The organism is Leucobacter sp. M11, assembly GCF_035726885.1.
Taxonomy (GTDB): domain Bacteria; phylum Actinomycetota; class Actinomycetes; order Actinomycetales; family Microbacteriaceae; genus JAPFRB01.
This window is the reverse complement of sequence record NZ_JAPFRB010000003.1, coordinates 443,425-453,496: the sequence shown is the minus strand read 5'-3', so window position 1 is coordinate 453,496 and position 10,072 is coordinate 443,425. Positions and strand designations below refer to the sequence as shown.

At 70.2% G+C, this 10,072-nt stretch carries 10 protein-coding genes; 4 read left to right on the top strand and 6 right to left on the bottom strand.

Translation table 11 applies throughout. From position 1 onward, the window contains the following. Positions 1–1,125 carry a ferrochelatase gene (locus OOT08_RS10490; protein WP_325092597.1) on the bottom strand — a complete coding sequence of 375 codons (1,125 nt, stop codon included), beginning with the start codon at positions 1,123–1,125 and terminating at the stop codon, positions 1–3. A 168-nt stretch (positions 1,126–1,293) separates the two neighbouring features. Between OOT08_RS10490 and OOT08_RS10485 the strand changes: the two genes are divergently transcribed. The 4 genes from OOT08_RS10485 to OOT08_RS10470 all read left to right on the top strand — a co-directional run bounded on the left by OOT08_RS10485 (position 1,294) and on the right by OOT08_RS10470 (position 5,349). Next, positions 1,294–2,322: a FecCD family ABC transporter permease gene (locus OOT08_RS10485; protein WP_325092596.1), complete on the top strand. Its 1,029-nt coding sequence runs from the start codon at positions 1,294–1,296 to the stop codon at positions 2,320–2,322. Beyond that, on the top strand, positions 2,319–3,113 hold the full coding sequence (locus OOT08_RS10480; protein ID WP_325092595.1) for an ABC transporter ATP-binding protein: 795 nt from the start codon (positions 2,319–2,321) through the stop codon (positions 3,111–3,113). The genes OOT08_RS10485 and OOT08_RS10480 overlap by 4 nt, the downstream gene beginning before the upstream one ends. Further along, positions 3,110–4,111: an ABC transporter substrate-binding protein gene (locus tag OOT08_RS10475; protein ID WP_325092594.1), complete on the top strand. Its 1,002-nt coding sequence runs from the start codon at positions 3,110–3,112 to the stop codon at positions 4,109–4,111. The genes OOT08_RS10480 and OOT08_RS10475 overlap by 4 nt, the downstream gene beginning before the upstream one ends. Before the next feature lie 296 nt (positions 4,112–4,407). Beyond that, positions 4,408–5,349 (top strand): FadR/GntR family transcriptional regulator, encoded by a 942-nt coding sequence (locus OOT08_RS10470; RefSeq protein ID WP_325092909.1) that lies wholly within the window; start codon positions 4,408–4,410, stop codon positions 5,347–5,349. Between the two features lie 28 nt (positions 5,350–5,377). Here OOT08_RS10470 and OOT08_RS10465 read toward each other — a convergent pair whose 3' ends face one another. From OOT08_RS10465 to OOT08_RS10445, 5 genes are read right to left on the bottom strand one after another with little or no spacing between them, the layout of a single operon-like run. After that, positions 5,378–6,424, bottom strand: coding sequence for a C45 family peptidase (locus tag OOT08_RS10465; RefSeq protein ID WP_325092593.1), 1,047 nt, complete (start codon positions 6,422–6,424; stop codon positions 5,378–5,380). Beyond that, on the bottom strand, positions 6,421–7,278 hold the full coding sequence (locus OOT08_RS10460) for an ABC transporter ATP-binding protein (protein ID WP_325092592.1): 858 nt from the start codon (positions 7,276–7,278) through the stop codon (positions 6,421–6,423). Before OOT08_RS10460 ends, OOT08_RS10465 begins: the two co-directional genes overlap by 4 nt. Beyond that, positions 7,244–8,071, bottom strand: a complete 828-nt coding sequence (locus tag OOT08_RS10455; protein ID WP_325092591.1) for an ABC transporter ATP-binding protein — start codon at positions 8,069–8,071, stop codon at positions 7,244–7,246. The genes OOT08_RS10460 and OOT08_RS10455 overlap by 35 nt, the downstream gene beginning before the upstream one ends. Next, positions 8,068–8,952, bottom strand: coding sequence for an ABC transporter permease (locus OOT08_RS10450; protein ID WP_325092590.1), 885 nt, complete (start codon positions 8,950–8,952; stop codon positions 8,068–8,070). The genes OOT08_RS10455 and OOT08_RS10450 overlap by 4 nt, the downstream gene beginning before the upstream one ends. Further along, on the bottom strand, positions 8,952–9,905 hold the full coding sequence (locus OOT08_RS10445) for an ABC transporter permease (RefSeq protein WP_325092589.1): 954 nt from the start codon (positions 9,903–9,905) through the stop codon (positions 8,952–8,954). The genes OOT08_RS10450 and OOT08_RS10445 overlap by 1 nt, the downstream gene beginning before the upstream one ends. Positions 9,906–10,072: the final 167 nt, after the last annotated feature.

The following is a 10,072-nucleotide window of genomic DNA, read 5'->3' as shown; positions in this document are numbered from 1 at the left end:
CTAGTCGATGAGCCCGGCGACGACCGGGTGACCCGTGACCTCGCCGTGGCGCATCCGGCAGCTGCCGGGGGGCGCGACGTCCGGGAAGGCGCCCAGGGCACCGACGGTGGGGGCGGGAACCTCCTCGCCGCGCTCGCGGGCGGCCCGCTCCAGGACCAGGTCAACGAGGCTCGCGACGAAGGTGGGGTGGGTGCCCGCGGTCGCGGAGCGCACCGCGTGCATGCCCAGTTCCTCGGCCGTTTCCATCGCCTCGGTGTCGAGGTCGTAGATGACCTCCATGTGGTCACTCACGAAGCCGATGGGCGCGATCACGACACGTTTCACACCGGCCTCGGCCAGCTCAGCGAGGTGATCGTTGACGTCGGGCTCCAGCCACGGCGTGCGGGGGTCCCCCGACCGTGAGCAGTAGGACAGGGACGAGGTCAGCCCGGTGACCCCGGCCGCGCGGAGGCGCCCGTCGATCTCGGCACGCACGTCCTCGTGCTGCTCCCGGTACCCGGGTCCGGTGACGGCGGAGGCGTCCTGCATCGCGTCGGGGATCGAGTGGGTCACGTAGGCGATGTGCGTGTGATCGAGCCCCTCGGGGAAGCTCACGGCCTCGGCCATGATCCCCTCCGCGTTCGCGGCGATGAATCCCGGGTCGTTGAAGAACGGGCGCAGGAAGTCGATCTCCAGCTCGATGCCCTCGGCGCGCAGCTGCGCGGCCGCGGCGGCGAAGTCCTCGCGGTACTGGCGGCTCCCGGAGTAGGACGCGTAGGCGCTCGTGACGAGCACCAGCAGGCGGCGCACCCCGAACGCGTGTGCGTCGCGAAGCACGTCGATCGTGTACGGGTGCCAGTTCCGGTTTCCCCAGATCACCGGCAGGGCGATGCCGCGCTCGCGCAGCTCGTCCTCAACAGCGGTGCGCAGCGCGAGGTTCTGGGCGTTGATCGGGCTGACCCCGCCAAAGCCAAAATAGTGTTCGCCGACCTCCTCGAGGCGGGCGTCCGGGATGTTTTTTCCCCGGACCACATTGCGGAGGAAGGGAACCACGTCCTCGGCTCGATTGGGGCCCCCGAAGGAAGCAATAAGGAGGGCGTCATAGGGGGCGCTTACGCTGGCAAGGGTGCTGTTGTTCTGTGTCATTCCTGTGAGCTTTTCCGTCGATTTGTGGGGCCTATCCCCAGCACCGTATCATCTGATGAAGTCCTTCGTCAGACGAAGCTCCCAGCGGGAGTCCAGCTTAGCGGAGCCTTCCCTTGTGGACCGCTGATCGCCCGATGAGGACCTAAAAACACGGCCCGAAAGATGACCTTGCTCACGAGCTCAACCGCTGCGGCGTCACGCACCAGACGCGCCCTGATCGCGACCGCGCTCGGAGCGCTGACCCTCGTGACCCTCGTCGTCCTGAGCGCCGGACTCGGCCTGGTCAGCATCAGCCCCATCGACACGGTGCGCGCGCTGCTCTTCCGCGAGGGCGTCGATCCGCAGCACGCAGCCGTCATCTGGACGATTCGCGCGCCGCGCATCGTCGTGGCCGCGCTCGTGGGCGCCGCGCTTGCCGCCTGCGGCACCACGCTGCAGGCCGTGTTCCGCAACCCCCTGGCCGACCCCGGAGTCACGGGCGTGTCCTCCGGAGCCGCGGTGGGCGCGGTTGCCGGAATCACCCTCGGCCTCGCCGGGTCCCTCTCCTGGGGCGTGCCCCTCGCCGCGTTTTGCGGCGCCCTCGTCGTGACCGGCATCCTGCACCTCGCGCTCCGCACCGTCCCGAACGGCGGCGGCGCGACCCTCATCCTCGTGGGCGTGTCCATCAACGCCTTCGCCGGTGCGATCATCAGCATCCTGATCGCGAACGCCGAAAACGATGCGCTCGCTCGCGGCGCGATGTTTTGGATGTCCGGCGACCTGGAGCTGCGGGATTGGGGCCACGTGCTCTTAGCTGTGTTCCCCATCGTGATCGGCACCACCTTCCTGCTCACCCGCGGCAGGCACCTCGACGCGCTCACGCTCGGCGACGACGTCGCCCATACCTCGGGGATCGACACCGGCCGCACGCGCCTGTCCCTGCTCCTCGCGACCTCACTCGTGACCGGAGCCGCCGTCTCCGTGTCCGGCATCATCGCCTTCGTGGGCCTGGTCGTTCCGCACGCGGTTCGGCTCATCATCGGCAGCAAGCACTCGTATCTGATGCCGATCTCGATGCTCGCGGGCTCCGTCTTCCTCGTCGCCGCCGACACGGTCGCCCGGAGCGCCTTCGGCTTGACCGCGATCCAGACGGGGGCGGTCTGCGCGCTCGTCGGCGCCCCCGTCTTCCTCGCGATGCTCCTCCGGAGGCGCGCATGACGCTCACACTGACCGGATTCCAGGCGCACCGTGCCCGGCCCCTGTTCTCCCCCATCGACGCGGTCATCCCGGCGGGCTCTTTCGTCGCCGTCGTCGGCCCGAACGGGGCGGGCAAGTCCAGCCTGCTCGGGGCGCTCGCGGGCACGGGGGTTGCCTCCAGCGGGCGCGCGGAGCTCGACGGCGTCGACCTCGGCACGGTGCGGGCTCGGAACCGGGCCGGGCTCCTCGGGCTCATGACGCAGGACGGCACCGCGCCGAACGAGCTGCTCGTGCACGACATCGTCGCGATCGGCTCGGGCGCCGCGCAGCGGGCGGGAATCCCCCACCCCTCCGTCTCGGACGCCCTGGCTCTCGTGGGCGCCGCCGAGCACGAATGGCACCGTGCCAGCGCGCTCTCGGGCGGGCAGCGGCAGCTCGTACAGCTCGCGCGGCTGCTGGCCCAGGCGCCGCCGCTCATGCTCCTCGACGAGCCCACCTCGGCCCTCGACCCGGCCTTCCAGCTGCGCGCGCTCGAGGTCATCCGGGACCGGTGCCGTGCCGGGCACACCGCCCTGGTCACCCTGCACGACCTCGGCACGGCCCTCCGCTTCGCGGACCGCGTCCTCGTCATCCCGGGCAGCGGGCAGGCCGCGCTGACGGGCGGCACCGAGGACGTGCTCACCCCAGAACTGATCGAGCGGGTCTACGGCGTCAGCGCCGAGCTCGTTCGCTCCAGCAGCGGCCTCCCCCTGCTCGCCCTCGGCGCCGAGCGCGCTGCCGCACCCGTCCGACCCAAGGAGACAGCTCGATGACCACCACCTTCCGCCGCCTCGGCGCCCTTGCCGCGACCGCCGCGCTCGCGCTCGGCCTCGCGTCCTGCCAGTCCGCCCCGGCGGCCCCAGCGGCCCAGCCGACCGAGCAGGCCGCGGCCGAGCCCGAGGCGCAGTTCCCGCGCACGATCACGGTCCCCGGCGCACCGGGCGGCGAGGCCACGGAGCTGACCATTGAGGCACGCCCCGAGCGCGTGGCGACCCTGAGCTACGAGAGCACGGAGGTCACCGCCGCCCTGGGCGCCGCCGATCGCCTGGTGCTGATCCCCGAGGCGACGCGAAACCCCGCCCTCGGCGGCCACACGGAGGAGCTCGCCGAGGTGCCCGCGAGCTTCGAGAGCGAGAGCTCGCTGAACACCGAGGCCGTGATCGCGGCGACCCCCGATCTCGTGCTGATGAACTCGCGGCACGGCCTCGACGAGAGCGTCGGGGCCGCCCTCGAGCGCGCCGGAATCCCCGTGCTCGTGCTGCCGAACTCCTGGTCCACCGTTGACGAGCTGCGCACCGACGTCGGCCTGATCGGCCAGGCCCTCGGCGAGGACGACGCCGCTGCGGAGCTGGACGGGGCGCTCGAGGACGGCCTCGCCCCGGTCGCGGGGGCGGGTGCGGCCGACGCGCCCTCCGTCCTCGTGCTGAGCAACCAGGCCGGTCGGCCCTTCGTCACCGCGGGCACCGCCTTCCCCCTGGAGATTCTGCGCCTCGCCGGCGGCCAGGACGCGAGCGCCGCGCTCGGCCTGGACCGCACCGGCCCGATCTCGGCGGAGCAGGTCATCGAGGCCAACCCGGACGCGATCCTGCTGGTGGACATGAACGGCAGCGGCGAACGCCTGTTCGCGTCGATCATGGACAACCCCGCCGTCGCCGCGCTCCCCGGCGCGGCCGAGCCGCTGCTCGTCACGGGCGCCCAGGTGCAGGCGCTCGGCCTGACCCACACGATTGCGGGCCTCGGCGCGATCTCTGACTGGCTGGCAGCCCGCTAGCCACGGCCCGAATCGGGCGCTTCCCACTTCGGTGCGCGGGGACGTGGGCCCCCGCGCACCGATTCTGCGTCCCGGCCCGGTCCGTGCCCCCGGACGGCGCCCCGCGGCGCATCCCCCCGCGACTCGTCTCCCCGGGCTGGCCGGCCGCCCGCGCCCGGCGCTGAGAATCGGCCGGGGACGCCCACACTCCCGGAAACCCGGGAATGTTTGGCCACCCCGCGCGGTTATACTGGTCGCTCTGAGCCCCTCCACTTTCGGGGGCCGCTGAGCGAGCAGATGGGAGCGCACCTTTGTCAATGAACACCGCGGGCACCGAGCGGGCCCGGACGACGCTCGCCTTTCTTCGCCGGAACATCACCACGGGCGAGTGGCCGGTCGGGTCACGAATCCCGATCGAGCCGGAGCTCGCCGAACAGACCGGCGTTGGCCGCTCGACGATTCGCGAGGCCGTGCGTTCCCTCGCCAGCATGGGCATGCTGGAGACCCTGCCCGGCCGCGGCACCTTCGTGCGCTCCAGCACCCCGACGAGCGCCCTCCTCAACGAGTTCCTGAACGACTTCTCCCTCGAGGAGATGCTGAGCTACCGCCGCGCGCTCGAGATCGAGGCCGCGCAGCAGGCCGCCCTGCACCGCACCGAGGACGACCTCGTCGCGCTCGAACAGTCCGTGCAGAGCGAGCTGGGCCGCGACCAGTGCCCCGCCCTGTCGGCTGACGGTGACACGAGCCTGGGCGGCCGCTTCCACAACCTCCTCTTCGACGCCGCGAAGAACCGGTTGCTCGCCGCCCTCTACTCGGGCATCAACGAGCAGCTGAACTCCCCCATGCACCAGGGTCGGCTCACGCACGCCTCGGACGGCGAGCAGATGCGCAAGGACCACGCCCACGTGCTCGACGCGATCCGCCGCGGCGACTTCATCGACGCCGTACACTCGATGGCCGATCACGTGGATAAGGATCTCGCGATCATCACCTCAGATCAGGAGATCATCCCGGCGCTCAAGCGCACCGCGGACCAGCAGGAACGAATCGAGCTGGCCCGCGAGGGCGGCTACGGCTCCGGGGAGCCCACGGAGGCCGACCAGGTCACCGCGCGCATCCGCGCGGCCCACGCCGCAGCCGGGCTCGACCTCGCCGGGAACAAGCTCCCCGAGGAGCCGGCCGAGCCGGAGCTCCCCTCCGACGTGATCGCCGCGGCGCAGGCCGCCGGCTGCCCCGTGGACCACACCGCGGCGCGCTAAGGCCACACCGGACGGCCCGACGCCGGTTTCACTCCTCCCTGCCCGCGAAGCGAATCTGCTCGGCGGTGGCGAGATCACGCGGCGAACCCGCCGAGATCGTCATCTCTGCCGCGGTCATCCAGACCGTCGCCTGTGTCTCCCATGCCCGCCCCAGAGGCTGATCCGCCGTGGGGACGCAGCAAATATTGCCGATGTCCTCCGGCCCGGAGTGCAGCATGGGGGCGAGGTCTGCCGCGGAGCGTATCTGCGGTTCCCGAGCGATGCGCTCGCGCAGCATGAGCAGGCGTTCCTCCGAGTCCGGGTCGTTCCGGAAGGTCTGCGATCCCCCGCTGAGTTCCGGGGAGATGAAATGATTCGAGTGGATGTACCAGCGCCCGAGAGGGTCGAGTTCGGCGGCACCGACCGGGGACAGCTCGAAGGAACCGATGCCGTCCGGGGCGACCACGGTGAACACCGTCGAAGCCCCCACCGGTGCGCTCAGCAGGATCTCCCGCGCCTCAGCGAGGCTTCGGGCTTGGGAAAGCACCCGGTGGCTCACCGCGTGAATCGGTACCCGCCCCGGGGCGTCTGCCTCGTGGCTCAGGATCGAGATGATGATGCCGACTCCCGAGTCGTTCCGGCCGATCTTTGCCAGAATCCCGTGCTCCGTGAGCCCCGCGTAGGCGATGCCGTGGCCCGTCACCCGCTGCACATGCCACGCGCGGTTCAGCTCCCGGTGCCAGTCCCAGGTCTGCACCTGCGCGGGGTAAGGAGCGTTCATCGCCACCGAGGTGCACTCGTGGCCGTCCGCCGCGATCAGGAGCTCGGTGCGCGCGTTGAGCGCCGCCACGATCGACAGATCGAGCCCCGCTCCCTCGGCCACGCCCTCGATCTCCTCGCGCGCCTCCGGCCACCAGTCGCCGATGGCCTCGAGCGAGGCCAGGCCCAGCGCGAGCGTTGCCTCGTCGGAGCGACCGACGGCCCGGAACAGGACCTGATGGATCCCCCAGTGCTCTCGGACGATTCCTCCGACCTGTCGGCCGCGGTCAATCCCGCGCTCTCGGGGGGTGGAACCATGAATGTCATAGCGAATCACGCGGTGTCTTCTTTCGTGTTCAGTCGTCGGCGCGGGACCCAGCCGGGTCGCGGCGCGCTGTCGAGCAGGAGTCGGGTATAGGGGTGTTGGGGGCGGTCGAGGACATCGCCGACGGAACCACGTTCGACGATTTCCCCTCGGCGCATCACCACGACGTCATCGGCGATCTGCCGAACGACCGAGAGGTCGTGCGTGATGAAGAGATAGGCCACCCCGCGCTCCTGCCGTAACCGGTCCAGCATGTCGAGGATCTGCGCCTGGACCGTCACGTCCAGCGCGGAGACGGCCTCGTCTAACACGATGACGGCGGGCTCGGCGGCGAGCGCCCGGGCGATGGCCACCCGCTGGCGTTGACCGCCGGACAGCTGGGACGGGAGCGCGTCGAGGTGCTCGCGGCCCAGACCGACGGTGTCAAAAAGCTCGCCGGAGCGTTGCCTGGCCGCGTCGCCGCGCAGGCCGAGGTGTACCTCGAGCACTTCCTCCACGGCGACCCGAACGGGGAGGCGACGGTTCAGCGAGCCGTTCGGGTCCTGGAACACCATCTGAATGTGCCGGGACCGCCGGCGCAGTTCCGTGCGCCGTTGCCGGGAGCGAACGGGCTCTCCGGCGAGCATGATCTCGCCCTCGTCGAAACGCTCAAGCCCGACGATGGCCCGGGCGAGCGTGGTCTTTCCGGATCCTGACTCTCCGACGACGGCGAGGCAGGTGCCCGGGGCAACGGTGACGGAGACGTCGACGAGGGCTCGGACGTCGCGTCCCCGACCGAGCCGGAAGGTCCGGCTGACGTGCAGCGCCTCGATGACGGGAGTTTCGGGGCCGCTACCGGGATGCGTCGTGGGGCGGTGCTGAGGCACGGGGGCCCTCCTTTCCATAGAGCAGTGGTCGGGCGGCCATGAGCGCGCGCGTGTACGGGTGTTCCGGTCGGTCGCGGAGTTGTGCCGCGGTGCCGGTCTCGACGATCTCGCCGTTGCGCATGACCGCGAGCCGGTCGCAGACGGCCGCCGCGAGGTCGAGATCGTGGGTGACGAAGATCATGGACATGCCCCGGTCCCGGCGTTCCTCGCTCAGGATGGCGGCGACTTCGGCCTGCGTGGTCACGTCAAGCGCGGTTGTCGGCTCATCGGCGAGGAGGAGCCCCGGGTTGCCCGCGAGCGCCCCGGCAATCACGACGCGTTGCAGCATGCCCCCGGAGAGCTGGTGGGGGTATGCAGCGAGCACCCGCTCGACATCGGCAATGCCGACCTCGCCGAGCAACGCGGTTGCGCGCTCGCTTGCGTCGCCGGGCTCAAGCCCCTGGGCGTCGACGAGCCCTTCCGCGAGGTAGCGGCGCACCGGGAGCACGGGGTTGAGTGCGGCGTGCGGGTTCTGCGCGATCATGGCGACCTCGGTCGCCCGGAATCGGCGCAGCTCCGAGTCGGGCAGCGTTCGGACGTCGCGCCCGTTGACCCGGATGGAACCGCCAACGGTGGCCCCCGCGGGCTCGATGCCGAGCAGGCAGCGCAGCGTCATGGATTTCCCGCTGCCGGATTCGCCGACCAGGCCGAGGGATTCGCCGTCCGCGACGTCCAGGCTGATGCCGCGCAGGATTCGTGCGGTGCCCCCCGAACTGCTGAGGTCAAGGGTGAGTCCGTGGATTTCTACGCTCATCGGGTCCTCCCCGCGGCCTTCCGGCCGCCGAGTCGTTCGCCCAGGTAGCCGAAGGCGGCCACGGTGAGCACAATGCATCCGCCAGCGATGAAGCTCTCGGCGAGGTGCCCCTGCAGGAGGGCTTCTTTTCCGGTGGCGACCATGAGTCCCCAGTCCGCGGCGGGCTGTTGCACCCCGAGGCCGAGAAAGGACAGCGCTGCGAGATCGATCATGGCGTAGCCAAAGTTGATCGTCGCGCCGGTGAGCACCTGCGGGGCGACGTTGGGTACGAGGTGCCGGATCACGATCGTGGGGCCGCCGATCCCCTGCAACTGTGGTGATCGCACGTAGGGCATCCCGCGCTCACGCATCGCCACGGAGCGGATCACCCGGGCGGTGTAGGGCACATACGCCACGGCGAGCGCGATCACGCAGGGCCACAGGCCCTTCCCGAACACCGCGACGAGGATGATCGCCAGCAGGAGGTTCGGGAAGGAGAACAGCACGTCGAGGACGCGGCTGATGAGGGCGTCAACCCAGCCGCCGCGCCAGCTCGCGATCAGGGCGAGTCCCGTGCCGAGCACACTCGTGATGAGGACGATTGCGGCGGCCCCGATGAGGCTGGAGCGAGCGCCCCAGACGATCCGGGAAAACAGGTCGCGACCGGCTTGGTCGGTGCCAAACCAGTGCTCGGCGCTGGGGCCTTGGAATCGCCGGGCGACGGAGCCGACCTCGGGATCGTGGGTCGCGATCAGTGGGGCGAGGATCGCGGCGAGGAGCACCAGCACGATGAAGCTGGCGGCGACGCAGCCGAGCGGGCCGAGCCCGCGGAGCAAGCGCCCAAAGCGTTGCCGGATCCCGGCATTCGGGTCTCGCAGGGGGAGCAGTTCTGTCTGGAGCATCAGTGTTCCTTCCCGGTGGCGACCCTGGGGTCGATGGCGACATACAGCAGGTCGATCACGAGGTTCACGATGCCGAAGATGGCGACGAGCACCAGGGCGACGGCCTGGACGACGGCGAAGTCCTGCTGTTGCACGTAGCTGACGAGCAGGTTCCCGATGCCGTCGAGGGTAAAGGCGTGCTCCACGACGAAGCCGCCCGCGATCAGGCCGGCAAGGTGCACGCCGACAATGGTGGTAATGGGCAGGAGGGAGTTGCGCACCACGTGCCGTTGCAGGACGACACGTCGTTTGACGCCCCGGGCAATGGCCATCATGACGTGCTCGCTCTCCGCTTCCTCCAGGATCGACGTGCGAGTAATACGGGCCACGACGGCGATGGACGGCAGGCTGAGCGCGAGCGCGGGCAGGGTGAGGTGCCACAGCCGCCCGGCAAAGCCCTGTCCCGAGCCAAAGGAGGGGAACCAACCGAGCCACACGTTGAAGACGGTGAGCAGGAGCATCGCGGCGAAGAAGGTCGGCACCGCGAAGCCCAGATTGGAGCCGAGCAGGACGAGGTTCCCGAGCGCGCCGTTGGGCTTGAGCCCGGCGAGGATGCCGAGCCCCACACCACAGACGATGATGAGCACCGCAGCGAACGCGGTCAGGGCGAGCGTGGTGGGCAGCCGGTCGCCGATCAGCGTGGCGACGTCCTGGCGGCTGATGATGGATCGGCCCAGGTCGCCCTGCAGGACACCGGTGAGCCAGTGCCAGTAGCGCACGAGGAAGGGGTCATCGAGCCCGTACTGGGCGCGAATCGAGGCGAGCACCTCGGGCGAAACGCTTCGATTGCCGACGAGGAACTGCTCGGGGCTGCCCGGAGCCAGGTACATCGAGCCAAACACGAGAAAGCTCGATACAACCAGGACCCCGAGCAGCGCCGCAAGCCGCCACCCGATGTAGCGGAGGGTCTGCACGACTACTTGGCCCCGATTCCGGCGGCCCAGGGGTAGTACAGGTAGCTGAACGAGGCGGGGGCACCGGTCACCTCGTTACTCATGAACTGGCGCACCGCGGGGGTCACGATGGGGAGCCAGGGCTGCTCACGCAGGGCGAGCTGCTGGATCTGGTTGGTGAGTTCGGT